This is a genomic window from Streptomyces sp. SID13666 (genome assembly GCF_010548325.1).
Taxonomy (GTDB): domain Bacteria; phylum Actinomycetota; class Actinomycetes; order Streptomycetales; family Streptomycetaceae; genus Actinacidiphila; species Actinacidiphila fildesensis.
Genome location: NZ_JAAGLX010000018.1, coordinates 26,938 through 53,257, shown reverse-complemented (window position 1 = coordinate 53,257; position 26,320 = coordinate 26,938). Strand labels below are relative to the sequence as shown.

Genomic DNA, 26,320 nt, shown 5'->3' with positions numbered 1-26,320 from the left:
GCCGGTCAGGCGGAACCGGCCGATCCGAGCTCGCCTTCCCACCTGCGGTACAGCTGGTGGGGCACCGCAGCCGCGTCCAGCACCCGCCCGGCGACGAAGTCCACCAGGTCCTGGATGTGCCGGGCGCCCGCGTAGAAGGCGGGTGACGCGGGCAGGACGACCGCGCCCGCCTCGTCGAGCGTCACCAGGTGCTTGAGCGTCTGGCCGTTCAGCGGTGTCTCGCGGACCGCGACCACCAGGGTCCTGCGCTCCTTGAGGGTGACGCTCGCCGCCCGCTGCAGCAGGTCCTTCGACAGCCCGAGCGCGACCCCCGCCACACAGGCGGTACTGGCCGGCACGATGAGCATCCCCTTGACCGGGTAGGAACCGGAGGACGGTCCGGCCGCGAGATCACCCGCGGCCCAGAACCGGACGTCCGCGAGTTCCGCGTCCGACAGATCGAACTGCCCGTCCTTGCCGTCGGCGCCGCGCGCCAGCCAGGTCCGCAGGTCCTCGCGCCAGTGCGCGTCCCGGAACGCGTGTCCCGTCTCGTCGAGCAGCGTCAGCCGGGCGGCCCGGCTGACCACCAGGTCCACCGCCTCGCCGGCGCTCAGCAGCCCCCGGAGCACGGCGGCGGCGTACGGGGTCCCGGATGCTCCGGAGACCCCGACGATCCACGGTTTGCGCAGGCTCGTGTCCACCCGGCGAGCCTATCCGGCCGCCCGGGACGGCCGGCGGCGGGAGAGGGCTCTCGCCGGGAACCACTCCGGATGTCGGTGGCGTTGTCTACGGTAGGGACACATGGATCTGAGGGGGGCCTCGGTGAGTCACAGCTACGAACCGACCGCGGACCGATCCGCGCAGGCGAGTATCGGTCTGGCGCCGCTGCGCGGCGGAGCGAGGGTCACGGCGGCCGCCGCGCTCATGCTGGGTTGGGTGGGGCTGCTGTGGCTGCTCGAAGCCGTCGACGTGGCGACGAACCACTCCCTCGACACCTTCGGCATCGTGCCGCGCGAGACCGGCGAGCTGCGTGACATCATCCCGGCCGCGTTCATGCACTTCGGCTTCGCCCATGTCGCGGCCAACAGCCTGCCGCTGCTCGTGCTGGGGTTCATCGCCGCGCTGCGCGGCATCCGCCGCTTCCTCAGTGTGTCCTTCGTCATCATCCTGGCCAGCGGCCTGGGCGTCTGGCTCGTCGCACCCGCCCACACCAACACGGCGGGCGCCTCCGGCGTCGTCTTCGGCCTCTTCGGCTATCTGCTGGTGCGCGGGTTCGTGGACCGGCGGCTGCTCGACATAGCCGTCGGGCTCGGCGTCGCGGTGCTCTACGGGTCGATCCTGTGGGGCGTGCTGCCCACCGCCCAGGGCGTCTCCTGGCAGGGCCACCTCTTCGGGCTGCTCGGCGGTGTCGCCTCCGCCTTCTTCTTCCGCGCGCGCACGCCCGACGGATTGATGCGATGACGGATCGACGCGCCCTGACGGATCCCCGCGCCCCGACGGATGCATGCGACGACGGGTCGATCCGCCGGAAAACCCGTTCGGGCCGAGCGGCATCCACAGCTAATCTTCAGATCTCACCCGGCGTCGAAGGCCACCGGCCGAAGGCCCGCTTGTTCTACGGGAGTCACCACATCAGCACCGCACACAAGGGTCTGGCCGCCATCGGCTGCGTCGCCCTCATAGCCGGCGCCTCCGCCGCCTGCGGCACCGTCCAGCAGGCCGGCGCGGCGGCGAAGGTCAAGAACGCCGTGGACAAGCTCGGCGCGCAGAAGGCGGTCACCGCGACCGTCTCCTTCGACGCCACCGCGGACCAGATCTGGACCGCGATGAAGGGCTCCGACGGCTTCACCAAGGACAACGCGAAGATGCTCGCGGGTCTGCACGCCAAGCTCGGGCTGAGCTCGGACAAGCCGCTCAAGGACGCCGCGGCCACCAAGGACGCGAAGGACGCCCCGAGTGACACGTCCTCCTTCTCCTTCCAGCTGTCCTCGGACGCCGAGGGGAAGCAGAACCTGGTCGAGATCCGGTCCATCGGCAAGAAGCTCTACCTGCGGGCCGACATCAAGGCGCTGACCGCGCTCGGCGGCGCCGCCAAGGGCGGCGACCACTCGCCGCTCGACCAGTTCCTCCCCAAGGCGGACGAGCTGCCGTCGTCGCTCGGCGTCGTCAAGGACGCGCTGGCCGGCAAGTGGATCTCGATCGACCCGGCGGCGTTCGCCGATCTCGGCAAGACGCTCGGCGGCGACAAGGGCCTCGGCAAGTCGCCGCTGCCGGTGCCGATGCCGGGTGCGTCGTCCTTCGACGCGAAGACCCAGCAGCAGCTGATCGACGCCGTCAAGAGCGCGGTCGCGCACAACGCGAAGTTCACCGACAAGGGCAGCAGCAACGGCGTGGACCACGTCACCATGACGGTCCCGGCAGGTCAGACGGCCAAGGAGCTCGCCAAGGGCTTCGCCCCGCTGGAGAAGCAGATCCCGGGCTTCAAGGCTCCGGACGTCAGCAAGGTCCCGGCGAAGGATCTCGCCGTCGACCTGTCGATCAAGGACGGCATGCTGTCCGGGATCGCCCTGGACGTCGCCCAGTTCGACGAGAAGCCCCAGGGCAAGCTCCCGCTGACCATCGGCCTCCAGGGCGGCAGCGACCCGGTCACGGCCCCGGCCGGCGCGAGGGCGCTCACCCCGCAGGACCTCATGGGCCTGTTCATGTTCGGTGCGATGAACATGAAGGACCTGGACCTCAAGGACATGGACGTCAAGGGCCTGGACCTCAGCGGCCTGGACCAGGCGGACCTCGGCGCGTAACGCCCGACACCCTCTGACAGCCACGGCCCGGCCCCGGTATCCGATGGATACCGGGGCCGGGCCGTGTTCTCAGATACCGAGGCCGCGGACCGCGAGGTCGAGCAGCGCGCACAGGAACAGCGCGATGCCGATGAACCCGTTCACCTGGAAGAACGCACGGTTCAGCCGGCTCAGATCGTGCGGCCGCACGATCGAGTGCTCGTACAGGAACGCACCCGCGACGATCGTCAGACCCACCCACCAGAACGCGCCCGCGCCGGTGGCGACTCCGTACCAGGCCAGCAGGACCGTCGTGACGACATGGCAGCCGCGCGCCCCGTACAGGGCGGCGGCGACGCCGAAGCGGGCCGGGACGGACTTGACGCCGTCCGCCCGGTCGGCGGCGACGTCCTGCGAACCGAAGATCAGGTCGAAGCCGCCGATCCACACCCCGACGGCCAGCCCGAGGATCACCGCGTCCCACGACCACTCACCGGTGACCGCGAGCCACGCACCGACCGGGCCCATCGCCTGCGCGAGGCCGAGGATCGCGTGCGGGAAGTTCGTGAACCGCTTGCCGTACGGGTAGACCACCATCGGGATGACGGCGATCGGCGCCAGCGCCAGGCACAGCGGATTGAGCAGCGCCGCGGCGCCCAGGAAGAGGACCACGGCCACCAGCGCACCGGTCCACGCGGAGCGCACCGACACCGCCCCGGTGACCAGTTCGCGCTGGGCGGTCCGCGGATTGCGGGCGTCGATCTCCCGGTCGATGATCCGGTTGCACGCCATCGCGAAGGTGCGCAGCCCCACCATCGCCACGGTGATCAGGACGAGCCGCCACCAGTGGACGGAGCCGTCCAGGTGAAACATCGCGCTGAGCGCGGCGATGTACGCGAAGGGCAGCGCGAAGATCGAGTGCTCGATCATGACGAGCCGCAGGAACGCCCTGATCCTGCCGGGCGGCGCGGGCTCCGGCGCGAAGAGGTCCGGGGTTGCGGAATCCGTGGTCACGAGAGGCCGTACTCCTTCCAGCGCCGGTCGACCTTCGCGGCCGTCTCCGGATCGGAGACCACCATCTCGGGCCAGCCGCCGTCGCGCGTGTACCCCTCCTCGGGGAGCTTACGGGTCGCGTCGATGCCCGCCTTGCCGCCCCAGAACTGCTGGTAGGAGGCGTGGTCGAGGTGGTCGACCGGCCCTTCGACGACCGTCAGGTCGCGGCCGTAGTCGGTGTTGCCGAGCGCGCGCCAGGCGACCTCGTGCAGGTCGTGCACATCGCAGTCGGCGTCCACGATGATGATCAGCTTCGTCAGCGACATCATGTGCGCGCCCCAGATCGCGTGCATCGTCTTCTGGGCGTGCTTCGGGTACTTCTTGTCGATCGAGACGATCGCGCAGTTGTGGAAGCCGCCCGCCTCCGGCAGGTGGTAGTCCACGATGTCCGGCACGATGATCTTCAGCAGCGGCAGGAAGAACCGCTCGGTGGCCCGGCCCAGCGGCCCGTCCTCCGTCGGCGGCCGGCCCACCACGATCGACTGCAGCAGCGGCCGCTTCCGCATCGTCACACAGTCGATGGTCAGCGCCGGGAACGGCTCCTGCGGGGTGTAGAAGCCGGTGTGGTCGCCGAACGGCCCCTCGGGAAGCGTCTTCCCGGGCTCCAGCCAGCCCTCCAGCACGACCTCGGCGTTGGCCGGGACCTGGAGCGGGACGGTCTTGCAGTCCACCATCTCCACCCGCTTGCCCTGCACGAAGCCCGCGAACAGGTACTCGTCGATGTCGCCGGGCAGCGGCGCGGTCGACGCGTACGTCACCGCGGGCGGGCAGCCGAAGGCGATGGCGACCGGCAGCCGCTCACCGCGCCGCTCGGCCACCTTGTAGTGGTTGCGGCTGTCCTTGTGGATCTGCCAGTGCATCCCGATGGTGTTCCGGTCGTGCCGCTGCAACCGGTACAGGCCCAGGTTGCGCACCCCGGACTCCGGGTCCTTGGTGTGCGTCAGCCCGAGGTTGAAGAACGAGCCGCCGTCCTCCGGCCAGGTGAACAGCGCGGGCAGCGCGTCCAGGTCCACGTCGTCGCCCCGCAGCACGACCTCCTGCACGGGCGCGTCGCCGGACTTCACCTTCTTCGGCGGCACGTGCGTCATCCCGGCGAGCTTGCCGAACGCCTCCCGCACGCCGGTGAAGCCGTGCGGCAGCTCCGGCTTCAGCAGCCCGGCGATCTTGTCGCTGATGTCGCTGTACGCCTGCAGCCCGAGGGACTTCAGCATCCGCCGGTCGGTCCCGAACACGTTCATCGCGAGCGGCATCGACGACCCGCGCACGTTCTCGAAGAGCAGCGCGGGGCCGCCCGCCTTGTTCACGCGGTCGGTGATCTCGCCGACCTCCAGATACGGGTCGACCTCGGCCTTGATCCGCTTGAGGTCGCCGTCCTTCTCCAGGGCCCTCAGGAAGGATCGAAGATCGTCGTAAGCCATGCCGTCCAGTATCCGCCACGCACTACCCTGTACCCGTCACCGGGCCCCTGTCGCGGCCCGTCTTCCGGCTCAGGGGGGCTCTTCCGCCATGGTCAGGTATCTACCGTTCCTGCTGGTGCTCGCGCTGTGGATCTACGCGTTCATCGACTGCCTGAACACTCCGGAGGAGGAGGTCCGCGGGCTGCCGAAGGTGGTGTGGGTGATCATCATCCTGCTCTTCGGCGAGGTCCTCGTCGGACCGATCGCCTGGCTCGTCGCGGGCCGCAACCGCCGCCGCGCGCCCGCGCGCCCGCAGTGGGTCGCGCCGGACGACAACCCGGACTTCCTCAAGGGATTGAAGGACGACACCCCGCCGTCCGGCAGCTGAGCGCCGGCCGGGCCGCCCCGGGGGGAGCGGCCGGCCGGACCAGGACCCTGTGGCGTCAGACCCCGGCGTACGAGTGCTTGCCGGTGATGAAGATGTTCACGCCGTAGTAGTTGAAGATGAAGCACGCGAAGGCGACCAGCGCCAGCGCGGCGGCCTTGCGGCCCTTCCAGCCGGCGGTCGCGCGGGCGTGCAGGTAGCAGGCGTACGCGACCCAGGTGATGAACGACCAGGTCTCCTTGGGGTCCCAGCCCCAGTACCGGCCCCAGGCGGCCTGCGCCCAGATCGAACCCGCGATGACGGTGAACGTGTAGAGCGGGAAGACCAGCGCGTTCATCCGGTACGCGAACTTGTCGAGCGTCGCCGCGGACGGCAGCCGGTCCATGATGTTGGCCCAGGTGGGGTTCACCCTGCGGCCGGCGGTGAGCGCGGCTTCGTAGTAGTCGCGGAAGAGGAACAGGAACGTGCCGACCGCCGCGAGGTAGAAGACCGCGCCGGAGATGATCGCGCACGAGACGTGGATCCACAGCCAGTACGAGTGCAGCGCCGGGACCAGCTGGTCGCTGTCGGTGTAGAGCACCGCGACGGCCAGGCCCAGGTCCAGCAGCACCGAGGTGACGAGGAAGAGCCCGATCCAGCGGACCCGCTTCTTCAGCGCCAGCAGGGCCAGGTACATGCCGACCGCGACCATGCCGAACGTGGTCGAGAACTCGTACATGTTGCCCCACGGCACCCGCTGCACGGAGGCGGCGCGGCACGCGACGGCGGCCAGGTGGAACACGAAGGCGAGCACGGTCAGCGAGACCGCGATCCGCCCGTACTTGTCGCCGTCCGCGTCGGTGCCGGCGGCGCCGGGGCCGTCCGGGATGCCGCGGTCGCTCGCCGTGGAGCGGGTGACGACCTTGGGACGCTCCAGGGTGGCGGTGCCGCCACCGCGCTGGACGACCTCGATCGCGGGAGCCGCCGCGGGTGCGGTCAGCGCCGCCGCGGTGATCGCGACCCGGCTGCGGCTGCCGAACACCCACTCGGCCATGTGCGCGAGGAAGGCGAGCGTGTAGACCGTCATGGCCGAGTAGATCAGGTAGTTGCTGTAGTTCGCGAAGTTCTCATTGACCGCGGCCGCGATAGTCACGCGCGCGCTCCTTCGTCTGGCAGGAGAGGTTCTTCCGAGGGGTCTGTGGCTGTGCCGCCGCCGGGGCCGCCGGGGTCCGGTAGCTGGGGCGCTTCGGGCAGCAGCCGGTAGGCGAGGTCCCCGATCTCGTCGGCGATCTTCGCGGACTCGCTGCGGCCGAGTCCGGCCACCTCCACGACGGTCACCCCGTCCGCACCCGGGGTGGCCCGGATCCACACCCGGCGGCGCTGGATGAACAGCGAGCCGGCCAGACCCAGGATCGCGGCGACCGCGCTGCCGAGCGCCCAGCCGTTGCCGACCTGGTGGGAGACCTGGAAGCTGGCCCAGGTCTTGACGCCGTCGAAGCGGATGGAGCCGCCGCCGTCCGGCAGTTGCAGGACCTGCCCGACGGCCAGCACCTGGCGGAGCGGCTGGCCGTCGGCGGCCTTGTACTGCTTCATCTTCTTGTCGTTGAGCTGGTACACGTTCTGCGGCAGGCCGCTGTCCATGCCCAGGTCGCCGTGGTAGGCGGTCAGGATCAGCGCGGGGCGGTCGAGCGCGGGGAACACCGAGTGCGGCCCCTGGATGTTGTCGATCACCATCGTCGGGGCGAAGATCCCGCTGAACGCCAGCTGGTCCTTGCCGCCCGCCTTGTTGCGGTAGTTGTCGGTGACCTTCACGACGCCGCGCGAGGTGAGACTGCCGTCACTCGGCAGGAACGGCGTCGGCCCCTGGTAGACGACCGTGCCGCGGGCGTCCTTCACGGTGACGACCGGCGCGTAGCCGTGCCCGATCAGGTAGACCGTCTCACCGTCGATCTCCAGCGGCTTGTTCACCTCGATCGAGGACTTGACCGGCTTGCCGTCCGCGCCCTTCCAGTAGTGGATGTTGGCGCGGAACGTCCGCGGGGTGCCCTTCTGCGGGCCGGTCCGCGCGTACGTGGCCTCGAAGCTGTCCAGCGAGAAGCCGAAGGGGTCCAGGTCGTCGGCGGTGTAGAAGGTGCCGGGCTTGAAGTCGTCGTACTGCGTGAGGTTGTTGGAGAAGCCGCCGCCCTCGACGATCAGCTTGCCGCCCTCGCCCTTCCACAGCGAACCGACCGCGAAGGAGATCAGCAGCCCGAAGAGCGCCAGGTGGAACATCAGGTTGCCGGCCTCGCGCAGGAAGCCCTTCTCGGACGCGACCGCGCCGCCGACCCGGTGAGTACGGAACCGGCGCCCGCGCATCAGCTGCTGCGCGGCGTCCAGCACCTCGTCCTCACCTGCCGCGGTGCGCCAGGTCGTGTACGCCGGCAGCCGGGTCAGATTGCGCGGCGCGGCCGGCGGCCGGGAGCGGAGCTGCCCGACGAACTGCCAGCTGCGCGGCAGGATGCAGCCGGCCAGCGAGATGAACAGCAGGATGTAGATCGCCGAGAACCACGGCGAGCTGTAGACGTGGAACAGCCCGAGCGTCTCGTAGACCGGGGTGGCGTTGGGGTGCACGTCCTTCCACGCCTGCGCCTTGACCTCGTCGACGCTGGTCTGCGGGACCAGCGAGCCGGGGATCGCGGCCATGGACAGCAGGAAGAGCAGGATCAGGGCGATCCGCATCGACGTGAGCTGCCGCCACATCCAGCGCACCCAGCCGAAGCACTCGCGCAGCGTCCAGCCGACCGTGCCGCGCCAGCCTGGCCTGCGCACACCGCCGAAGGAGCCGGGCACCACCTGGCCGAGTTCCTCGACCGGCGCCGTCGACAGCTGCGCGCCCGCCGCGTCACGTTCTTCGACGTCACGCTCCTCGACGTCACGCTCCTCGACCTCGCGTGCCTCGGCGTCGCGGGCGGTCTTCGGCCCGGATTCCGTACTCATGAATCAGACCCCAGGGGTGAAGTTGGTGGACCAGGTCTGCAGGGAGAAGACCATGTCGTCCCATACGCCGGTGAGCAGCAGCACACCGACGACGACGAGCATGCCGCCACCGATCCGCATGACCCACACATAGTGCCGCTTGACCCAGCCGAACGCGCCCAGTACGCGGCGGAACGCCACGGCGGCGACGATGAACGGCAGGCCGAGGCCCACGCAGTAGAAGACGGTGAGCAGCGCCCCGCGCCCCGCGCTCGCCTCGTTGAAGGCCAGCGCCTGCACGGCGCCCAGCGTCGGGCCGACGCACGGCGCCCAGCCGACGCCGAAGAGCACACCGAGCAGGGGCGCGCCGACCAGCCCCATCGCGGGCTTGCGGTGGAAGCGGAGGTCGCGCTGGGTCAGACCGCCCAGTATCCCCATGAAGGCGAGGCCCATGAGGATCGTGGCGACGCCGAGCACCTGGGAAATGATCTCCTTGTGCTCCTGCAGCCGCAGCCCGAAGTAGCCGAAGAGCGCCCCGCCGGACACGAAGACCGCGGTGAAGCCGAGGACGAACAGCGACGCGCCGGCGACCATCCGGCCGCGCTTGGCCTCGGCCAGGTCGGCGCCTGACGTGCCGGTCACGTAGGAGAGGTAGCCGGGCACCAGCGGCAGGACGCACGGGGAGAAGAAGGAGACCAGGCCGCCGAGCATCGCGATCGGGATCGCGAGGAGCAGCGCCCCGGAGGAGACCGTCTCGGTCACGTCACTTCTCCGCGACGATCGGGTCGAGCGCCTGGCGCAGGCTGTCCTCGCCGACGGCCTTGAGGATCCGTACGGCGATCCGGCCGTCCCGGTCGATGATCAGGGTGTTCGGGATGCCCTGCGGGTTGAGGCTGCCCTTGGGGAACTTCAGCATGAGCTTCCCGTTGGGGTCGTAGAAGCTCGGGTACGGGATGTCGAACTGCGTCTCGAAGCCGTTCGCGTTGACCTTCGTGGCATCGCGCATGTTGATCCCGAGGAACTCGACGCCCTCGGCCTTGGTGGCGTTGGCCACCTTGACCAGGTGCGGAGCCTCGGCGCGGCAGGGGTCGCACCACGAGCCCCAGACGTTGAGGACGACGACCTTGCCCTTGTAGTCGGCCAGGTTCAACTGCTTGCCGTCGACCGACTCCCCGGAGATGGCGGGGGCGGCGAGCCGGTCGCCCTTGGCCACCCGGGAGATCTCACCCGAGCCGCCGACGAAGTTGGTACCGCTGCCGCCGGAGGACGAGCCGCTGCTGGAACAGGCCGAGAGCGCCAGCGCCAGCGCGGCGACTCCTGCCAGTGCCGCGGCACTGCGGAGCGGGCGGCGTCGGCGGGCACGCGTAGGACTCATGTGAAAAGTTTCGCATGCGTCGTCCGGCGATCTTTCGCGCCCCCGACACCGACGCCAAAAGCGGCAATTGCCCCAAGTAAGGATCAGGTAGCGGGACCGGCCGCGCCGCCCCTGACCACGCGCTGCCTACGGGGTGCCTACGTGGTGGCCGCCGTCGTCGGGGAGGCGGGGGTACCGGCCGCGCCCTCCGGCGCGAGGTACGCCTTCCAGCCGCCCGCCGGCTTCTGCCCCACGTCCAGCCGGCGCAGCTTTCCGAGCACCTTCGGGTCCTGCGCGTCGAGCCAGTCCACGTACTGCCGGAAGGAGACCAGCCGGACGTCCTTCTTCTCCTGGCCGGCGATGTGCTTGAACGCCTCCTCGACGGCGTTCATGTAGATGCCGCCGTTCCACTTCTCGAAGTGGTTGCCGATGTAGAAGGGCGCGCGGTTCGTCTCGTAGGCGCGCTGGAAGCCCGCGATGTACGAGGCGGCGGCCTGCCGCTGCCAGCCCGGGTAGTTGCTCGGGTCGCTCTGGGTGGCGTTCTTCGACTGGTTCGCGAGCATGTTGTAGTCCATGGAGAGGACCTCGAAGGAGTGGCCGGGGAACGGGATGAGCTGCAGCGGCAGGTCCCAGAGCCCGCCACGCTTCTCGGGCCAGACCTGCCGGCCACCCGGCGAGCTCGCGTCGTAGCGCCAGCCGAGCTTGTGGGCGGTCGGCAGCAGGTTGTCCTGGCCGAGCAGGCACGGCGTGCGGGCGCCGACGAGCTCCTTGTCGTAGTCGAACGGCAGCGGGGCCTCGTCCTTGAGCCCGGTGTTGGTCTTCCAGTTCTTGACGAACGACTTGGCCTGGTCGATCTCGCTCTGCCACTGGGTCGGCGTCCAGTTCCCGACGGTGCCGCGGCCCGAGCAGAAGTGCCCGTTGAAGTGCGTGCCGATCTCGTGGCCCTCGGTCCAGGCCTCACGGATGTTGTCCAGCGTCATCTTGACGTGCTCGTCGGTCAGGTAGCCGATGTCCGACGCGCCCAGGTTGTTGTTCGGCGGGTCGTACAACCGCTTCTTCGACTCGGGCAGCAGGTAGAGCCCGGACAGGAAGAACGTCATCGACGCGCCGTTGTCCTTGGCGAGCTTGCGGAAGCGCGGGAACAAGCCGTTCCCGACCTCGCCCGCGCCGTCCCACGAGAAGATCACGAACTGCGGCGGCGTCTGTCCCGGCTCCATCCGCTCCGGCTTCGGCTGGCCCGGCTGGGGTCCGGTGTTCGCGGTGGAGCCGTCCCCGATCAGCTGAACCGTTTTCTCGGGCTCCTTCTGGCCGGTGGCCCCGCCCGGCTTGGTCCCGTTGCCGCCGGTCTTGCCTCCGTCGCCCCCCGAGGAGCATCCGGCCGCAGCCGCACCGACCGCGACTCCGGCAGTGGCCGTGAGCAGACTCCTACGGGTCATGGCGCGCATGTACATCCCCATTTCTCGGGCCTCATGGATGGCGATCACGAAAAAGGTGGCCACCATCCAGGACGGCTGTCACAGCCGTACGGTTACCGAAAAGTCAGAAAAATCCCACCGGTTAGCTCAATTGGCGCACGTAAGCGCCCTCAGGAACACCGGATTGACCCATTGGATCGACCCTTTCGGCCAATCCAACAGGCCGCCCCGGCGGATGACCAGGGCCGCGGCGGCGCCGGCCCGGACCTGCCTACGCCCCGAAGCCCTTCGATCCGCCCTTCACCGGCTTCGCGCCCGCCAGCAGATGCGAGGGCACCAGATCGCGGGCCGGTTCCGCGTAGCCGACCGACACGATCTTGTCGCCCTGGTATGTGAAACTCGTCACACTGGCGAGTGTGCACTGCCGCTTGCGCGGGTCGTGCCAGAGCCGGCGCCGTTCGACGAAGCTGCGGGTGATCCAGATCGGCAGCTGGTGGCTGACGCAGACCGCCTCGTGGCCGCGCGCCGCGTCCCGTGCCGCGCCGAGCGCCGCCATCATCCGCACGACCTGGTCGACGTAGGGCTCGCCCCAGCTCGGCTTGAACGGGTTGGTGAGGTGCTTCCAGTTCGACGGGTTCTTCAGTGCCCCGTCGCCGACGCCGAAGGTCTTGCCCTGGAAGACGTTCTCCGCCTCGATCAGCCGCGGGTCGGAGGCGATCTCCAGCCCGTGCGGGGCCGCGATCGGCACCGCCGTCTCCTGCGCCCGCTCCAGCGGGGACGACACGACATACGTGATGTCGCGGCCCGCCAGGTGCTCGCCGACCCGGTCGGCCATCTTCCGGCCCAGCTCCGACAGGTGGTAGCCGGGCAGCCGCCCGTAGAGCACACCCGACGGGTTCTCCACCTCGCCGTGCCGCATCAGGTGGACCACGGTGATCTCTGTGTCGTCAGTCATGCCGCTCATCTTTCCGTCGTCCCCGCTCATTCCGTCGCCTCGGCCGCGGCGCGCGCCGCGGCCGGCAGCGCGGCGGCGATCCGCTCGATCGCCGCGTCGTCGTGGGCCGCCGAAACGAACCAGGACTCGAAGGCCGACGGCGGCAGGTAGACGCCCTGCGCCAGCATCGAGTGGAAGAACCCGGTGAAGCGGAACGCCTGCTGCCGCTTCGCCTCGTCGTAGTTGGTCACCTGCTCGTCGGTGAAGAACACCGAGAACATGTTCCCGGCCTTCTGCAGCCGGTGGGCGACGCCCTCCTTGGTGAGCGCCTCGCTGACCAGCGACGACACCCGCCCGGACACCGCGTCCACGGTCGCGTACACCGCGTCGTCGCAGAGCCGCAGCTGCGCCAGACCCGCCGCGGTCGCCACCGGGTTACCCGACAGCGTGCCCGCCTGGTAGACCGGACCGGCCGGTGCGAGATGGCCCATGACGTCCGCGCGGCCACCGAACGCGGCGGCCGGGAAGCCGCCGCCCATGACCTTGCCGAAGGTCATCAGGTCGGGTTCGACACCGTCGAGCCCGAACCAGCCGGCCTTCGAAACACGGAAGCCCGTCATCACCTCGTCGGAGATGTAGAGCGCGCCGTTCTCCGCACAGAGGCTCTTCAGCCCGGCGTTGAAGCCCGCCGCCGGCGGCACCACGCCCATGTTGCCGGGCGACGCCTCGGTGATCACACACGCGATCTCGCCGGGGTGCGCGGCGAACGCCGCCCGCACGGCCTCGAGATCGTTGTACGGCAGCACGATCGTGTCGCCGGCCTGCGCGCCCGTCACCCCGGGCGTGTCCGGCAACCCGAACGTGGCGACCCCGGAACCGGCCGCCGCCAGCAGCGCGTCCACATGACCGTGGTAGCAACCAGCGAACTTCACCACCTTGGCCCGGCCCGTGAAGCCACGCGCCAGCCTGATCGCCGACATGGTCGCCTCGGTCCCGGACGACACCAGGCGGACCTGCTCCACCGGGCCGATCCGCGCCACGATCTCCTCGCCCAGCAGCACCTCCCCCTCACCGGGGGTGCCGAAGGAGGTACCGCGCGTCACGGCCTCCTGTACGGCGCCGATCACCTCCGGGTGCGCGTGGCCGAGGATCATCGGACCCCACGAGCACACGAGGTCGACGTACTCCCTGCCGTCGGCGTCCGTGAGGTACGGACCCTTCCCGGACACCATGAACCGGGGCGTACCGCCCACCGCGCGGAAGGCGCGGACCGGGGAGTTCACACCTCCGGGCGTCACGGCGGCAGCTCGGTCGAACAGAACCTGCGAAACTGGGGCTTCGTACGGATAGCTCACAGGCACATGCTCTCAAACGCCGGGCGTTGCGCGCGCAGGTCTCGACCCGGCATCTGAGACGATGATCGGGTTGCGCGGTTGGGTCTGTGAATGGTCGGGTAGTGAAATGCAGCGCGGTGGCGAACTGGGCGAGGGAACGGGCGACCACGAGCCCCAACACGCCCGGCCCACCGGCAGGCGTCGTCGGTCCGCCGATCGCGATCGCAGAGCAGCCGCGGAGAGTGGGAGCAGGGGTGGCCGAGTGGGGGTGACCTACAAGTACTTCGGGGCACCCGATGGCGCCACAGCCGCCCGGGTCCCGATCTCCATGCGCCCCGAGGAGCTCGGCGGTGACGAGCTCGGCAACGGCATGTACACCAAGGTCAAGCCGGAGACCATGGCCGCCATGGTGCTCACCGGCATCGAGGGCATACCCCCGGCCAAGGTCCCGCCGCTGGAACTCGTCGTCCTCCACCCGGACTACGCCGTCGTCAAGCTCCCCATGAGCGTTGTGGAACCCCTCCGCAAGGCCGGCGAAGAGGAACTCGGCGCCGCCGCCTTCATCTGGTCCACCGTCCCGGACCGGCGCGGCCCCCGAGATGCCTTCGTCATCTACCAGATGCTCCATGAATGGCAGGGCTTCGCGTCCCGCTGCCATGAGGCCGGCCACCAGCTGTACTGCCTGGTCTGGCCCTGACCTGCGCCCCTTTCACCCGAATTAGGCACTGTACGGCCAAATGGGCACTTTCGGGATGCATATGCCCGCGTGGGCGAGATACGCTCAACTCCCCCAACGAGGAGTCATGATGCGATCACGCATGGTCACAGTCCTGGGCGCTCTCGCCTCCGCCGCCCTGCTCATGGTGGCGGTGCCCGGTTCCGCGCAGGCCGCCACCGGCACCCTCACCATCAACGGCGTCGACCACGTCGACCCGGTGGGCTGCTTCGACCTCACCCCCGCCGACTCGTCGGGCCCCCCCGCCGGTGGCGCCGCGACGCCGGATCCCATGGTGGTGAAGAACAACACGGACAAGGTCGTCGCCGTGTGGGACACCTGGGAGTGCAACACCGACGGGAACGATCAGGTTTCGAGCATCCAGCCGGGTGCGGAAGCCTCGGTCGACGCCGACTCGAGCGTCTCGGTCGAGTAGTCACGGTCCCCGCGCGGTCGTAGCAGGCCGCTGGATGTGACCCGACGATCGCGCGGACCGCTTCGCCCAGGGTCCGCGCGATCGTCGTTCGCATCATCGACAAGAGCCGGGGCGGGGTCCGCACGGGGTCGGCGTGAGGTCAGCGCGGGGTCCGCACCCGGGTCGGGTAATGGTCGGCCACCACGCGCCGCATGGCCCCGATCCGGTCGGCGGCGACTTCCTTCGCGGCGAAGTAGATGTTGCCGCGCACCTCGGGGAAGCGGTGGCCGAAAGTGAGATGCCGGGAGAGTTCCGCCGGATCCTGCCAGGCGCTGAACTGAGCCGGGTTGCCCGCTTTGTACAGAGCCTCACCAATGTACAGATGCGTGTTCGTGCCACGGCATGTTTCCGCCCACCAGGAGACAAGCCGGGCGTAGTCGGCCACATCGTTTCCGATATGCCAGTAGATCATCGGCGCGATGTAGTCGATCCATCCCCGCCGCACCCAGGTACGCGTATCGGCGTAGATGCCGTCATAGGACTCGGCGGCGCCCTGGGTGTCGGAACCCTCGGGGTCCGTGGTCCGGTTGCGCCAGATCGCGAACGGGCTGACCCCGAAGCGCACCCGCCGCTCGCGCGGTGAACCGCCGCCCAGCGGGGACCGGTTCAGCTCCTCGATCCGCAGCCCGGTCCCGCGCACCAGAAGGTCGATGTTGTCGCGCCGCCAGGCGGCCCGGTCGGGGAAGTCCCCGCCGTACCGCGCGTACGCGGCGTCGTCGTCGAAGGTCTGCCCGGGGATCGGGTACGGGTAGAAGTAGTCGTCCCAGTGCAGGCCGTCCACGTCGTAGCGGGCGACGGCGTCGAGCATCGCGTCCTGGACGAAGCGGCGGACCTCGGGAAGCCCGGGGTTGTAGAACAGCGCCTTGCCGTACGGCACCACCCACTCGGGGTGCAGCCGCGCCGGGTGGGCGGCCGACAGCCGGGCCGGGTCGGGGTGTGTGGCGATCCGGTACGGGTTGAACCAGGCGTGCAACTCCAGCCCGCGCAGGTGCGCTTCGCGTACGGCGAAGTCCAGCGGGTCCCAGCCCGGATCGCGTCCCTGGACACCGGTGAGGCATTTCGCCCACGGCTCGTACGGCGAGGGCCACAGCGCGTCCGCCAGCCCTCTGACCTGGAGGACGACCGCGTTCAACCGGCGGGCGACCGCGATGTCCAGCAGCCCGGCCAACTCCCGCCGCTGCTCCGCCGGGGACAGCCCCGGGGTCGGCCAGTCGCGGTTGAACGCGGTGGTCAGCCACATGCCGCGGAACTGCCGGCGCCCGTTCTGTGCTCCGTCGCGGCGCCCGGACGCCGCGTACGACGTGCCGCCGCCGATCGTGACGGAACCGGCCGTCACCGCCGCGGCGGCGGCTGCCGTGGTCAGGGTCCTGCGGGAGATCTGGCCCATGATCGCTTTCTGCCGGACGGGTGAGCGGGAGGTCAACGCGCGGCGAGCAGGCCCCGGAGGGTGGTGAAGCCGTATTCGCGGGTCCTGATGGCGTCGATGAGGTCGGGCAGCGCGGTGGCGTCGACTGCGGAGTGATCCTCCGGCGTGGCGCCGAGGTGCATCAGGACGATCGCGCCCGGCCGCAGGGCCTGCAGAGTCCGGTCGACGACCGTCGCCGTGCTCGCCCCGCCGATCGTGCCCTTCCAGCCCGCGGTGTCCACCGTCCATTTGACCGGGACGTAGCCGGCGGCGTTGACCTCGGTGATGCACGGCCGGGTGCGGAGCCCGAAGGGGAAGCGGAACAGCGCCTCGGACGGCCTGCCGATGGCCGTCTCGATCGCGTCGGCCGCCGACTGGACTTCCTCGGCCCGCCGCTGCGGGGTGATGGTGGGGAACGACGGGTGGGTCATGGAGTGGTTGCCCACCGGGTAGCGGCGCGCGATGTACCGGGCCAGCGCGGGGTTGTCCGCGGCGAAGCGCCCGGTCATGAAGAACGTCGCCGGCAACCGCTGGTCCCACAGCGTCCGCAGGATCGCCTCGGCGCCCTGCGCACCCGCGCCGCAGTCGAAGGTCAGCGCCGCCTTCTGATCCGTGATGGGCAGCCACTTGAAGTCCCGGCGCGCGAAGGCACCGGTGACCGCCGGACGGGGCATCCCACGATGCCGGCGGGCGGGCGGCGCGTCGGCGCGGGCGGGGCTCCGGCTTGCGAGGCCGAGCGCGGTCGCGCCGGCCGCGGCCCCGACCAGTCCCCGCAGCAGCTGCCGCCGCGCCGGCCGACCGTCCCCAGTGGCGTCAACCGGTGTCGCAACCATGCCCGTTTCATCCTCGCCTCGGCCCTACGGCATATGCCTGGACCAGCAACGTAGTACGCCGTCGCACGGCAATTCGCGTCAAGGACGGGACCCTCACACGGATGGATCAGTCCGCCGTACCGGGGTGGTGAAGCGGTAGCCGGTGTCGAGCAGCCGCGGGAGATAGCAGCCCAGGGCCGCGACGGTCTGGGACCGGTCGGCGGGTCCTCCGTGCTCCGGAACGGCGGAGCGGCTGAGGGAGCCGTCGTGGTGCAGGACGATCGATCCGGTTCCGGCGCGGCTGAGAACCCTGTCGCAGATACGGTCGACACCGGGTCTCGTCCAGTCCGCAGAGTCGATCGACCAGGAGATCGGCCGCAGTTCGAGGTCCGCGCACACCTGAAGGGCGGCGCGGGCGAAATGGCCTCCGGGCGCACGGAAGAGCGTCGGGAGCCGGCCGCGGCCGGTCCGGGCGAGGACGTCGTTGGTGCGCTCGATCTCGTCCCGGACCTGCGCCGCGGTCAAGGTGCGGAGGGTGGGGTGGGACCAGGTGTGGTTGCCCAAAACGTGTCCCTCGTCGACGACTTGGCGCACCACCCAGGGGTATTTCTCGGCGTTGGCGCCCAGCATGAAGAAGGTCGCGGTGATGCCGTGGCGGCGCAGGACCCTGAGGACCCGTGGGGTGTAGATCGGGCTGGGACCGTCGTCGAAGGTGAGAGCCAGGGCCTGCGGGCCGCCCTGCACCAGCCGTTCCACCTCAAGAGGCGGTCCCTTTGCCGCAGTGGCGGCGTCAGCACTGGTCAGGGCGCCGGGACAGAGCAGCGACAGCCCGGCCGAGAGGAGAAGCCGCCGGCCCGGCCGGGCGTTCCGATCGTTGATCACCGTCTCAGCATCGGCCCCGCGAGCCCCGGGATGGGCCACCCCGGCGAACGACACGCGCCACGGCTCGCGCCGTCCTGTCCACCGTGCCGGACGCTCCTACGCTGACCGCGATATGAACCAGCGCACCGCTCCCCCGAGCTCACAACCGCCCCGGATCCTCGGCCGGGTGCTGACCACCGTCGCCGCCATGGCCGCGATCATCGCGTCGGCCGCCGTCCCCGCGACCGGCCTGACTCCCCCCGACCGGCCCGACCGGCTCGCCGTCGTGGCCGCCGCGGCGCCCGCACCGGCGACCGTATGCCCGACAGGCACGACAGGCACGACGCCGACAGCCGCGCTGCCGTCGAACCTCCTCGGCAGGACGGTCCGCACGATGCCCACCGATCGTCAGGTGGTCGCGCTGACGTTCAACTCGGCGTGGGACGAGACGGGCCTGGACACCGTCCTGAAGGTGCTGCACGACTACCAGGCGCCGGCCACCTTCTTCCTCACCGGCCAGTTCGCCGAACTGCACCCGGCCGCGGCCCGGTCGATGGCGGCGGCCGGACACGGCATCGCCAGCCACAGCTACAGCCACCCGCACTTCGCCGACCTGACCTGCTCGGGCCGGGAGCGCGAGGTGCGCCTCGCCGACCAGGCTCTTCGCGCGGCGATCGGGACGGCGCCGCTGCCGTTCTTCCGCTTCCCCTACGGCGAGACCAACGCGCAGCAGGTCGCGGAGGTCAACGCGATGGGCTTCGCCAACATCGAGTGGACCGACGACACCAACGGCTACCTCGGCACGGCGGGCGGGATGACCGTGCAGAAGGCCGTCAACCGTGCCCTGAACTCCCTGGCGCCGGGCGAGATCATCCAGATGCACGTCGGCGACCCGAACGGCCGCGGCCCGATCCTCGACGCCCTGGCCCTCCCGCTGATCATCGACGCGGTCCGCGCCCGCGGCTACGAGATCGCCGACCTGCGCACCCTCCTCCCCACACCCGCCACACCCGCCGCGTAGCGCTCGGCAACCACCGGGGGCCCTGCCCGCGTCACCCTCGGCTTCGCACTGGACCGGCTTCCCGATCACCCGCTGCCCGAATGGACGGAGAAGGGGCTCAACGCGTTCGAGATGTTCCTGTCGTTCACGGGTGTGTCCGACCTGAGGATCGACGGATGGACGTTCGCGCCCAAGGACGTCGTCGCGCTGGAACGGAACCCGGACGGCGGAATGCGGGTGCGGATCTCCGGGCCGGGGGAATGCGTGGCGTTCGGCGCCCGTGCGGCCGTACTGGTGAAAGCAAGGGCGTATTTGGCCTCGCGCAGCGAGTAACGTCCATCGGAAGGCATTGGCGCGGTTCGGGTGCGTCTGGCAGGACATGCGCCGGACCAGTCGCTACCGTCCAAATATGGCTACATTTCCGACATCCAGCACGATGGCGACCGGTCGTCAGCTCACCTCCCCGCCGTTCGCCCGGCCCGTGCTGGCGCTCGCCGCCGCCGCCGGATTCGCCCTGGACGCGTACTGGCGGGCCACCGCACTGCTCCGGCGCGTCCTCGCCTTCCGGCGCTGAGGCCGACGCCACGTCCGGTCCGGACCGGCAGGGCCGTCACGCCGCCGGTGCCGGGCCCCGCAGATGGTCGCTGATCCACTTCATGGAGCCCTGCCCCATGCCCCGCAGGTAGGAGAGCCCGTTGTGGCCGCCGCCCACTATGACCTGTAGGCGGGTCCTGACCGGGCCGGTCCCGTAGCCGGCGATGAACTGCTTCACCTTCGCCAGCTCCCCGCGGCTCTCCTCGGTCCCGACCTGGAACGCGAGGTACACCTCGGGCCCGTGCCGGTCGATCAGCCGCTGCGCCAGGACCTGCGGGTTGTTCGCCTGCTTCGCGTCGAGGTGACCGCGCCAGAGGGACGAGTCCGGCACGATGTCGGGGCCGCTCACTATGGCCGCCTTGAACGTCTCCGGGTGCTGGAGCACGCTCTTCAGCGCGCAGAAACCGCCCGACGACGAGCCCATGAAGGCCCAGCCGTCGCGTTCCTTGAACGTACGGAAGTTCGCCCGGACCAGGTCCGGGACATCGCTCGTCATCCAGGTCCCCATCTTCTGCTGACCCGGGATGTCACTGCAGTCGTGATAGTGCGGCCCGGGATTCATCACCGGCATGACGATGATGAACGGCAGGCTGCTGCCCTGCGACGTCCACCGCGCCACGTCCTCCTGAAGGCCCAGGCTGCCGCGCGTCCAGTAGTTCTCCGGGAAGCCGTAGGCCCCGGGCAGCGCGATCAGCACCGGGAACGCGCTCTTCGCGTACTTCGGGTCGTAGTACTGCGGCGGCGCCCACACCCAGACCTTGCCCGTGAACCCGGACTTCTTCCCCCGGTACGTCGTCACACCGATCTTGGTCCCGCTCGCCAGCGTCGTCCGCTGCTCCGTGAACGGTGCGTGCGTGCCGGTCAGGACCGACGCGGCCGTCCCCGCCGAACTGTGCGGGAAGTCCGGACCGCTGCCGCTGAACGGAACAGGCCGCGAACCGTAACCGGCGAAGAGGAGCAGCACCAGGACGGCGGCCGCTGCCATGGGCCAACGTTTCACGGGGTTGTCCCCCTCTTCATCCGGCCCGACAGGGCGAAGCGACGCTTACGCCTGTTGTGATTCCGGATCTCCACCCACCGTTCCGGCCCGCCAGGGTGCCGTGGATCACACCGCCGCCGTTGCCCGTAACCGGCGTGACCCTCGTCCCAATTACCGGGGAGAAGCCGGGCAACCCAGACAGCCCGAATTCCGTCTCGTCATGGCGAGAGGCTCACACGCGGGCGGAACGCTGGGCCGGGGCACTGCGCCCAAGATTGGGAATCGAGAGTTGTGATGAGCCTGACGGGGACCCCGTTCTTCCTGTGCACGATCCTCTTCGTGCTGGTCGCCCTGGCACTGCCGCTCACCCTGTGGAGCCGGCTGCGCGGACCGCGGGCGGTACGGCACGCGGCCAGATTCGGCATGCTGCTGCTCTGCCAGGTGACCTCGGTGCTCATGGTCTTCGTGATCGTGAACAACTCCAACAACCTGTACGACAATTGGGAAGACCTCCTCGGCACCGGCACCCACGTCCAGGCCACCGCCGACCTCGGTCCCGACGGAGGCGCGGCGCAGGCCAAGCGCGAGCCGAAGATCGAGCAGAAGTTCAAGCAGGCCAAGGGCCCGAACATGGACGACGTCCAGCAGGCCGACCTCAAGGGCCGGGTGTCCGGCGTCCAGGGCGAGGTCTACGTCTGGCTGCCGCCGCAGTACAACGACCCCGCCTTCAAGGACAAGCAGTTCCCGGTCGTCGAGATGCTCCCCGGCTACCCCGGCTCCGCCAAGGCCTGGTACGGCACCCTCAAGGTCCAGTCGCAGCTCAAGCCCCTGATGGCGAGCGGCAAGGTCGCCCCGTTCATCCTCATCTCACCGCGCACCACGCTGCTCGGCGGCCAGGACACCGGCTGCGCCAACATCCCCGGCAAGGTCAACGCCGACACCTGGCTGAGCGTCGACGTCCGCCGCATGGTGACCGACAACTTCCGCGTCCAGGACAACGCCGCGGGCTGGGCCGTCGTCGGATACTCCGCCGGCGCCCACTGCGCCGCGCGCCTCGCCATCGAACACCCCGACCGCTACGCGGCCGGCGTCAGCCTGTCCGGGTACAACAACCCCGCCGCGGAGAAGGACTCCCTCACCGCCAAGGACCCGGTGCTGCGTGAGAAGGCCAACCCGCTGTTCATGCTGCAGCACGCCGCGCACCCGCCGCACACGGCGCTCTACATCTCCGGCGCCTCGGGCGACGGCTACCAGGACGGTGTGGCCCTGCGGAAGGCGGCGAAGACCCCGACGAAGGTCAAGGTCGTGCAGATCGCGGAGGGCGCCGGCGGCCACGGCACCGCCGTCTGGAAGTCCCAGGTCCCCGACGTCTTCCGCTGGCTCACCGAGCAGGGCTTCAAGGTCCGCTGACCGTCCGCCGGGGCGGCACCGTTCCCCGCCACAGCCGCACCGCGGACAGCACCGCAGCCCCCAGCAGGATCAGATCGCGCGCCGCCAGCAGCAGCGCCGCCGGGACCGAACCGCCGAGCAGATCCCGGAACAGGTACGGGAACACCGCCGTCGTCAGCACGCACGCGGCGAGCACCAGCCACGCCACCGGCCGCTGCGTCGTCCCCCGGTGCAGCAGGCACACCGCCGCCAGGCCCACCAGCCACACCATGTACTGCGGGCTGATCACCCGGCTCGTCACCACGAACAGCAGAACGGCCGTCAGCGCCGCGTCCGGCAGCGCCCAGGCCTCCGTGCGCCCCGCCCGCGACCGCACCCGCCACCACAGCAGCCAGCCGAACGCGACGACCGTCAGGGCCGCACTCACCCGCGCCACCACCTGCACATACGGGCCGATGAACTCCATCGAACCGTCGTGCGGCGCCCAGTGCCCCGACCAGCCGAAGTGCCGCGCCAGATGGAACGGCAGCGCGCCGAGCGACTCCACCTCGATGCCGCGGTCCCCCTGATACGTCAGGAACGACAGCGCGCCCGGCATCGCCAGCAGGAAGACCACCGTCACCAGCACCGCCGACACCGCCGCCGCCACCCACGCGTGCCGGGTGCGCCGCCCGCGCGCCGTACCCACGAGCAGCAGCACCGGCCACACCTTCACCACCGCGCCGATCCCGACCAGCACCCCGAACACCCGGTCCGCCCACACCCGCCGCGTACCGGCCGCCAGCAGCGCCCCCACCGCGACCGCCGTCACCATCACGTCGAACCGGCTCCACGGCACCGTGCTCAGCAGCGGCAGCCCCGCCACCCACATCCAGACGCCGGCGACACTGCGCCGGCCGTCCGGGTACCGGGCCGCGTACACCAGCGCCGCCAGCACCGCCGCGTCGCACACCGCGCACAGCACGATGAACGCGTGCGAGTAGTCCAGGAACGGCACCAGCCGCGGGGCGAGAATCGGCAGCGCGGCGCCCGGCGGGTACTGCCAGGACACGTCGTCGTGCGGGAAGCTGCCCGAACTCAGCACGTCGTACCAGCCGCGGTACACCTTCGACACCGAGACGTCCGGGCCGTCCTTGCTGCTGAACGGGCCGAGCCGCAGCGCCGCGGACACCAGCACCAGCCGGGTCAGCAGCCATACGCCCACCGGCCACAGCAACCGCCGCCGCGCCGGGCGCGCCCCCGCTTCCGCCACCCGCGCCGCAGCGGCGTCCGTGCCCGTGCCGACCACTGAACTGATTCCTCCATGAACGATCCGGCCCGGCCGGAACACCCGGGCACGACGATGCTAATGAAGATCCGATCCGGACGGCGGACGCCACCGACCCGCCACTTATGCTCGATGGGCAAGCCATCCGCAGTCGAAAGGCGCCGTGACATGAGCATCCGTACCGCAGTGGTCACCGGGGCGAGCAGCGGCATCGGTGCCGCGACCGCCCGCAAGCTCGCCGCCGCCGGCTACCACGTGCTGCTCACTGCCCGCCGCGCCGACCGCCTCGAAGCGCTCGCCAAGGAGCTCACCGCCGCGGGCCACTCGGCCGCCGCGCACGCCCTGGACGTCACCGACCGCGCCGCCGTGGACGCCTTCGCCGCGTCCCTCGACCGCTGCGACGTCCTCGTCGCCAACGCGGGCGGCGCCCTCGGCGCCGACACCATCGCCACCTCGGACCCCGCCGACTGGCGCGCGATGTACGAGGTCAACGTGCTCGGCGTCCTCAACATCACCCAGGCCCTGCTCCCGGCCCTCACCGCCAGTGGCGACGGCACGGTCGTCGTGCTCTCCTCCACCGCCGGCCTGGCCAGCTACGAGGGCGGCGGCGGCTACGTGGCCGCCAAGCACGGCGCGCACGTCATCGCCGAGACCCTCCGCCTCGAACTGTGCGGCGACCCGGTCCGCGTCATCGAGATCGCGCCCGGCATGGTGAAGACCGACGAGTTCGCCGTCACCCGCTTCGGCGGCGACGCCGACAAGGCCGCCAAGGTCTACGCGGGCGTCGCGGAACCCCTCTCCGCCGACGACGTCGCCGACACCATCGCCTGGGCCGTCACCCGCCCCACGCACGTCAACATCGACCTCCTCGTCGTCCGCCCCCGCGCCCAGGCCTCCAACTACAAGGTCCACCGCGAGCTCTGAGCGGGACATGCCGGTGGGGGCAGGTGATCACACCCGCCCCCACGGCCGTACCGACGTGTCTCAGCCCTTGACGCAGACGACCTGCTTCAGCTTCGCCACGACCTGGACCAGGTCCCGCTGCTGCTCGATGACCTTCTCGATCGGTTTGTACGCGCCCGGTATCTCGTCGACGACGCCGGAGTCCTTACGGCACTCCACGCCCCGCGTCTGCTCCTCCAGGTCGCGCGTCGTGAACCGCTTCTTCGCCGCGCCCCGGCTCATCCGGCGGCCCGCGCCGTGCGAGGCGGAGTTGAACGCGTCGGCGTTGCCGAGGCCCTTCACGATGTACGAGCCGGTGCCCATCGAGCCCGGGATGATGCCGAACTCACCGGAGCCGGCCCGGATCGCGCCCTTACGGGTGACGAGCAGGTCCATGCCGTCGTAACGCTCTTCCGCCACGTAGTTGTGGTGGCAGCTGATCACGTCGTCGAAGGTCACCTTGGCCTTCTTGAACTCCTTGCGGACCACGTCCTGGAAGAGCGCCATCATGATCGCGCGATTGCGCTTGGCGTACTCCTGCGCCCAGAAGAGGTCCCGCCGGTAGGCCGCCATCTGCGGGGTGTCGGAGATGAAGACCGCGAGGTCGCGGTCGGCCAGGTCCTGGTTGTGCGGCAGCTTCTGCGCCTCGCCGATGTGGTACTCGGCGAGCTCCTTGCCGATGTTGCGGGAGCCGGAGTGCAGCATGAGCCACACGGAGTTGTCATCGGCGATCGTTACTTCGCAGAAGTGATTGCCTCCGCCGAGCGTTCCCATCTGCTTCGTGGCCCGTTCATGACGGAATTTGACCTCTTTCGCCAGCCCGTCAAAGCCCGCCCAGAACTTGTCCCACCCCGCCGTCGGGAAGCCGTGCATACGGCGCGGGTCGACCATCTCCTGGTGCATGCCACGCCCGACCGGGATCGCCTGCTCGATCTTCGAGCGGAGCCGGGACAGATCGCCCGGCAGGTCGTTGGCCGTGAGGGAGGTCTTCACCGCGCTCATGCCGCAGCCGATGTCGACGCCGACCGCCGCGGGGCAGACCGCGCCGTGCATGGCGATGACGGAGCCGACCGTCGCGCCCTTGCCGTAGTGGACGTCCGGCATCACGGCGAGGCCCTTGATCCAGGGCAGCGACGAGACGTTGCGGAGCTGCTGCATCGCGCCGTCCTCGACGGAAGCCGGGTCGGTCCACATGCGGATCGGCACCCGGACGCCGGGCACCTCGGTGTAGGACATCTCCATCCCCCTTCTCGAACGGACAAATGGGCACAACGAAATCACGCCGTGACGACATCAATAATGTGGACGAAACGCCCGATAACCACAGGCGGCCACGCAGCCGCGTCAGCAGGTGCGGTAGACATTGTGTCCACGGCACGCACGCGCGCGCCAAGGGATTTCGGGGCACCCCCCGGCGGAAGGAGCCTGGCCAGTGCAGCCATCGCGAGGACTGCTGGGCATCGTCTGCGCGGCCGTACTGGCCGTCTCGGGGCTGAGTGCCTGCACCGCGGACGGCGATGCGGACCCGGCGGCGGTGGACGCCAAGTCCGCGACCGGTGACCAGACGATCGTCCCCGCGCCACCCGGCAAGTACCGCAAGCTGCCGGAGCCGTGCGGCTCGCTCGAACCCGACACGCTCAAGAAGCTGGTGCCGAACGCACCGGACTACACGGGTGATGCCGAGCTCACCTACGACACCAACCGGCGGGTCGGCTGCACCTGGACCGGTGAGACGTCGCAGGGGAACCGCTATCTGCAGATCGACTTCGAGCGGGTCGTGTCGTACGACCCCGGGGTGAGCGACGAGGCGCAGGCCGAGTCCGACTACGACGCCAAGGTGCTGCAGGCCGGCATCCCGACGACCCCGGGCACTCCGGGTGGTCCGGGCGCTCCGGCGACGACGCCGCCCGTGGCGCCGCCCGGCAGCCCGGCCGGTCTGCCGGGCCAGACGCCCACCACCGCGCCGGCCTCTCCGGCGACCTCTCCGGTGACCTCCCCCGATCTCGCACCGCGACTGCTCACCGATGTCGGCGACGCGGCCTTCCTCGACGACGAGCTGATGACCCGCGACTCGGGGGTGCACCGTGACATCACTCTCGTTTTCCGTACGGCGAATGTCCTCGTGACCGTCTCGTACGCGCAGTGGTCGGCGGACAAGGCCACCGCTCCGCAGAGCGCTGACCTGCAGCAGGGCGCGGAGCAAGTGGCGGACGTGCTCGTCAAGACGATCAAGTGACAGCGGATCGTCCGATAACGGACGCCCCGTAGGCTGTCCGTTTCCCGGCCCCCGGCCGGCCCACCGCCCCGTCGGAGCAA

General features: G+C 70.1%; 26 protein-coding genes and 1 pseudogene. 11 read left to right on the top strand and 16 right to left on the bottom strand.

Annotation, left to right across the window (positions count from 1 at the left end; genetic code table 11):
* Window positions 1–5: 5 nt before the first annotated feature.
* The gene (locus G3I60_RS22930; RefSeq protein ID WP_164297546.1) at window positions 6–680 is read right to left on the bottom strand and encodes a UbiX family flavin prenyltransferase; all 675 of its coding nucleotides are present in this window, start codon (window positions 678–680) and stop codon (window positions 6–8) included.
* A 223-nt stretch (window positions 681–903) separates the two neighbouring features.
* Between G3I60_RS22930 and G3I60_RS22925 the strand changes: the two genes are divergently transcribed.
* Together G3I60_RS22925 and G3I60_RS22920 are read left to right on the top strand one after the other, a co-directional pair.
* On the top strand, window positions 904–1,440 hold the full coding sequence (locus G3I60_RS22925; RefSeq protein WP_232484780.1) for a rhomboid family intramembrane serine protease: 537 nt from the start codon (window positions 904–906) through the stop codon (window positions 1,438–1,440).
* 149 nt (window positions 1,441–1,589) lie between these two features.
* Window positions 1,590–2,780 carry a hypothetical protein gene (locus tag G3I60_RS22920; protein WP_138355156.1) on the top strand — a complete coding sequence of 397 codons (1,191 nt, stop codon included), beginning with the start codon at window positions 1,590–1,592 and terminating at the stop codon, window positions 2,778–2,780.
* A 69-nt stretch (window positions 2,781–2,849) separates the two neighbouring features.
* Here the strand turns inward: G3I60_RS22920 and mqnP are convergent, their stop codons facing one another.
* Together mqnP and G3I60_RS22910 are read right to left on the bottom strand one after the other, a co-directional pair.
* Window positions 2,850–3,773, bottom strand: coding sequence for a menaquinone biosynthesis prenyltransferase MqnP (mqnP, locus tag G3I60_RS22915; protein WP_138355155.1), 924 nt, complete (start codon window positions 3,771–3,773; stop codon window positions 2,850–2,852).
* Window positions 3,770–5,230 (bottom strand): menaquinone biosynthesis decarboxylase, encoded by a 1,461-nt coding sequence (locus tag G3I60_RS22910; protein WP_138355154.1) that lies wholly within the window; start codon window positions 5,228–5,230, stop codon window positions 3,770–3,772. Before G3I60_RS22910 ends, mqnP begins: the two co-directional genes overlap by 4 nt.
* A gap of 88 nt (window positions 5,231–5,318) precedes the next feature.
* Here G3I60_RS22910 and G3I60_RS22905 point away from each other — a divergent pair, with 88 nt between their 5' ends.
* A complete protein-coding gene (locus G3I60_RS22905) occupies window positions 5,319–5,597 on the top strand; it encodes a PLD nuclease N-terminal domain-containing protein (RefSeq protein WP_138355153.1) in 279 nt (92 codons plus the stop codon).
* Between the two features lie 55 nt (window positions 5,598–5,652).
* Here the strand turns inward: G3I60_RS22905 and ccsB are convergent, their stop codons facing one another.
* The 7 genes from ccsB to hemL form a co-directional block, all read right to left on the bottom strand.
* The gene (ccsB, locus tag G3I60_RS22900; RefSeq protein ID WP_138355152.1) at window positions 5,653–6,726 is read right to left on the bottom strand and encodes a c-type cytochrome biogenesis protein CcsB; all 1,074 of its coding nucleotides are present in this window, start codon (window positions 6,724–6,726) and stop codon (window positions 5,653–5,655) included.
* Entirely contained in the window at window positions 6,723–8,549 is a 1,827-nt protein-coding gene (locus G3I60_RS22895) for a cytochrome c biogenesis protein ResB (RefSeq protein WP_164297543.1), read from the bottom strand. The genes ccsB and G3I60_RS22895 overlap by 4 nt, the downstream gene beginning before the upstream one ends.
* A gap of 3 nt (window positions 8,550–8,552) precedes the next feature.
* Window positions 8,553–9,239 carry a cytochrome c biogenesis CcdA family protein gene (locus G3I60_RS22890; RefSeq protein ID WP_164297563.1) on the bottom strand — a complete coding sequence of 229 codons (687 nt, stop codon included), beginning with the start codon at window positions 9,237–9,239 and terminating at the stop codon, window positions 8,553–8,555.
* A gap of 52 nt (window positions 9,240–9,291) precedes the next feature.
* Entirely contained in the window at window positions 9,292–9,903 is a 612-nt protein-coding gene (locus G3I60_RS22885; RefSeq protein ID WP_164297541.1) for a TlpA disulfide reductase family protein, read from the bottom strand.
* 137 nt (window positions 9,904–10,040) lie between these two features.
* Window positions 10,041–11,327 (bottom strand): hypothetical protein, encoded by a 1,287-nt coding sequence (locus G3I60_RS22880; protein WP_138355198.1) that lies wholly within the window; start codon window positions 11,325–11,327, stop codon window positions 10,041–10,043.
* Window positions 11,328–11,568: 241 nt separating this feature from the next.
* Entirely contained in the window at window positions 11,569–12,252 is a 684-nt protein-coding gene (locus G3I60_RS22875) for a histidine phosphatase family protein (protein WP_164297539.1), read from the bottom strand.
* A 26-nt stretch (window positions 12,253–12,278) separates the two neighbouring features.
* Complete coding sequence (gene hemL / locus G3I60_RS22870) at window positions 12,279–13,586, bottom strand: glutamate-1-semialdehyde 2,1-aminomutase (protein WP_164297537.1); 1,308 nt, start codon at window positions 13,584–13,586, stop codon at window positions 12,279–12,281.
* A 106-nt stretch (window positions 13,587–13,692) separates the two neighbouring features.
* Between hemL and G3I60_RS22865 the strand changes: the two genes are divergently transcribed.
* Window positions 13,693–14,262 (top strand): hypothetical protein, encoded by a 570-nt coding sequence (locus tag G3I60_RS22865; protein WP_187144975.1) that lies wholly within the window; start codon window positions 13,693–13,695, stop codon window positions 14,260–14,262.
* 109 nt (window positions 14,263–14,371) lie between these two features.
* Window positions 14,372–14,716 (top strand): hypothetical protein, encoded by a 345-nt coding sequence (locus G3I60_RS22860; RefSeq protein ID WP_203673582.1) that lies wholly within the window; start codon window positions 14,372–14,374, stop codon window positions 14,714–14,716.
* Between the two features lie 139 nt (window positions 14,717–14,855).
* On the opposite strand, the gene G3I60_RS22855 is transcribed toward G3I60_RS22860, so the two are convergent.
* From G3I60_RS22855 to G3I60_RS22845, 3 genes are all read right to left on the bottom strand, one after another.
* Window positions 14,856–16,142 carry a glycoside hydrolase family 10 protein gene (locus G3I60_RS22855; RefSeq protein WP_164297533.1) on the bottom strand — a complete coding sequence of 429 codons (1,287 nt, stop codon included), beginning with the start codon at window positions 16,140–16,142 and terminating at the stop codon, window positions 14,856–14,858.
* Window positions 16,143–16,174: 32 nt separating this feature from the next.
* Window positions 16,175–16,993 carry a polysaccharide deacetylase family protein gene (locus tag G3I60_RS22850; protein ID WP_164297531.1) on the bottom strand — a complete coding sequence of 273 codons (819 nt, stop codon included), beginning with the start codon at window positions 16,991–16,993 and terminating at the stop codon, window positions 16,175–16,177.
* Window positions 16,994–17,086: 93 nt separating this feature from the next.
* The gene (locus tag G3I60_RS22845) at window positions 17,087–17,854 is read right to left on the bottom strand and encodes a polysaccharide deacetylase family protein (RefSeq protein ID WP_164297529.1); all 768 of its coding nucleotides are present in this window, start codon (window positions 17,852–17,854) and stop codon (window positions 17,087–17,089) included.
* 112 nt (window positions 17,855–17,966) lie between these two features.
* Between G3I60_RS22845 and G3I60_RS22840 the strand changes: the two genes are divergently transcribed.
* The 3 genes and pseudogenes from G3I60_RS22840 to G3I60_RS22830 all read left to right on the top strand — a co-directional run bounded on the left by G3I60_RS22840 (window position 17,967) and on the right by G3I60_RS22830 (window position 19,407).
* On the top strand, window positions 17,967–18,854 hold the full coding sequence (locus G3I60_RS22840; RefSeq protein WP_239070128.1) for a polysaccharide deacetylase family protein: 888 nt from the start codon (window positions 17,967–17,969) through the stop codon (window positions 18,852–18,854).
* A gap of 36 nt (window positions 18,855–18,890) precedes the next feature.
* Window positions 18,891–19,166: pseudogene (locus G3I60_RS22835) on the top strand (hypothetical protein); the annotation flags it as partial.
* 76 nt (window positions 19,167–19,242) lie between these two features.
* The gene (locus tag G3I60_RS22830; RefSeq protein ID WP_164297527.1) at window positions 19,243–19,407 is read left to right on the top strand and encodes a hypothetical protein; all 165 of its coding nucleotides are present in this window, start codon (window positions 19,243–19,245) and stop codon (window positions 19,405–19,407) included.
* Between the two features lie 36 nt (window positions 19,408–19,443).
* Here the strand turns inward: G3I60_RS22830 and G3I60_RS22825 are convergent, their stop codons facing one another.
* Window positions 19,444–20,412, bottom strand: coding sequence for an esterase family protein (locus G3I60_RS22825; RefSeq protein WP_164297526.1), 969 nt, complete (start codon window positions 20,410–20,412; stop codon window positions 19,444–19,446).
* A 288-nt stretch (window positions 20,413–20,700) separates the two neighbouring features.
* Between G3I60_RS22825 and G3I60_RS22820 the strand changes: the two genes are divergently transcribed.
* The gene (locus G3I60_RS22820; protein WP_187144974.1) at window positions 20,701–21,816 is read left to right on the top strand and encodes an esterase family protein; all 1,116 of its coding nucleotides are present in this window, start codon (window positions 20,701–20,703) and stop codon (window positions 21,814–21,816) included.
* On the opposite strand, the gene G3I60_RS22815 is transcribed toward G3I60_RS22820, so the two are convergent.
* Window positions 21,803–23,083 (bottom strand): glycosyltransferase family 87 protein, encoded by a 1,281-nt coding sequence (locus tag G3I60_RS22815; RefSeq protein WP_343241803.1) that lies wholly within the window; start codon window positions 23,081–23,083, stop codon window positions 21,803–21,805. The genes G3I60_RS22820 and G3I60_RS22815 overlap by 14 nt on opposite strands.
* 147 nt (window positions 23,084–23,230) lie before the next feature.
* Here G3I60_RS22815 and G3I60_RS22810 point away from each other — a divergent pair, with 147 nt between their 5' ends.
* A complete protein-coding gene (locus tag G3I60_RS22810; RefSeq protein WP_164297524.1) occupies window positions 23,231–23,986 on the top strand; it encodes an SDR family NAD(P)-dependent oxidoreductase in 756 nt (251 codons plus the stop codon).
* Window positions 23,987–24,046: 60 nt separating this feature from the next.
* Here G3I60_RS22810 and G3I60_RS22805 read toward each other — a convergent pair whose 3' ends face one another.
* The gene (locus G3I60_RS22805; protein WP_164297522.1) at window positions 24,047–25,240 is read right to left on the bottom strand and encodes an RtcB family protein; all 1,194 of its coding nucleotides are present in this window, start codon (window positions 25,238–25,240) and stop codon (window positions 24,047–24,049) included.
* 196 nt (window positions 25,241–25,436) lie between these two features.
* Between G3I60_RS22805 and G3I60_RS22800 the strand changes: the two genes are divergently transcribed.
* Window positions 25,437–26,240, top strand: coding sequence for a hypothetical protein (locus G3I60_RS22800; protein WP_164297521.1), 804 nt, complete (start codon window positions 25,437–25,439; stop codon window positions 26,238–26,240).
* Window positions 26,241–26,320: the final 80 nt, after the last annotated feature.

Excerpts from the sequence above, each read along its gene's own strand:
- G3I60_RS22850 (WP_164297531.1), bottom strand. The coding sequence starts at position 16,993 with ATGGTTGCGACACCGGTTGACGCCACTGGGGACGGTCGGCCGGCGCGG.
- G3I60_RS22905 (WP_138355153.1), top strand. The coding sequence starts at position 5,319 with ATGGTCAGGTATCTACCGTTCCTGCTGGTGCTCGCGCTGTGGATCTAC.
- G3I60_RS22910 (WP_138355154.1), bottom strand. The coding sequence starts at position 5,230 with ATGGCTTACGACGATCTTCGATCCTTCCTGAGGGCCCTGGAGAAGGAC.
- G3I60_RS22820 (WP_187144974.1), top strand. The coding sequence starts at position 20,701 with ATGAGCCTGACGGGGACCCCGTTCTTCCTGTGCACGATCCTCTTCGTG.
- G3I60_RS22825 (WP_164297526.1), bottom strand. The coding sequence starts at position 20,412 with ATGGCAGCGGCCGCCGTCCTGGTGCTGCTCCTCTTCGCCGGTTACGGT.
- G3I60_RS22810 (WP_164297524.1), top strand. The coding sequence starts at position 23,231 with ATGAGCATCCGTACCGCAGTGGTCACCGGGGCGAGCAGCGGCATCGGT.
- G3I60_RS22855 (WP_164297533.1), bottom strand. The coding sequence starts at position 16,142 with ATGGGCCAGATCTCCCGCAGGACCCTGACCACGGCAGCCGCCGCCGCG.
- G3I60_RS22840 (WP_239070128.1), top strand. The coding sequence starts at position 17,967 with ATGAACCAGCGCACCGCTCCCCCGAGCTCACAACCGCCCCGGATCCTC.
- G3I60_RS22875 (WP_164297539.1), bottom strand. The coding sequence starts at position 12,252 with ATGACTGACGACACAGAGATCACCGTGGTCCACCTGATGCGGCACGGC.
- G3I60_RS22925 (WP_232484780.1), top strand. The coding sequence starts at position 904 with ATGCTGGGTTGGGTGGGGCTGCTGTGGCTGCTCGAAGCCGTCGACGTG.
- G3I60_RS22885 (WP_164297541.1), bottom strand. The coding sequence starts at position 9,903 with ATGAGTCCTACGCGTGCCCGCCGACGCCGCCCGCTCCGCAGTGCCGCG.
- G3I60_RS22880 (WP_138355198.1), bottom strand. The coding sequence starts at position 11,327 with ATGCGCGCCATGACCCGTAGGAGTCTGCTCACGGCCACTGCCGGAGTC.
- G3I60_RS22860 (WP_203673582.1), top strand. The coding sequence starts at position 14,372 with ATGCGATCACGCATGGTCACAGTCCTGGGCGCTCTCGCCTCCGCCGCC.
- G3I60_RS22890 (WP_164297563.1), bottom strand. The coding sequence starts at position 9,239 with ATGCTCGGCGGCCTGGTCTCCTTCTTCTCCCCGTGCGTCCTGCCGCTG.
- G3I60_RS22830 (WP_164297527.1), top strand. The coding sequence starts at position 19,243 with ATGGCTACATTTCCGACATCCAGCACGATGGCGACCGGTCGTCAGCTC.
- G3I60_RS22805 (WP_164297522.1), bottom strand. The coding sequence starts at position 25,240 with ATGTCCTACACCGAGGTGCCCGGCGTCCGGGTGCCGATCCGCATGTGG.
- G3I60_RS22865 (WP_187144975.1), top strand. The coding sequence starts at position 13,693 with ATGCAGCGCGGTGGCGAACTGGGCGAGGGAACGGGCGACCACGAGCCC.
- G3I60_RS22895 (WP_164297543.1), bottom strand. The coding sequence starts at position 8,549 with ATGAGTACGGAATCCGGGCCGAAGACCGCCCGCGACGCCGAGGCACGC.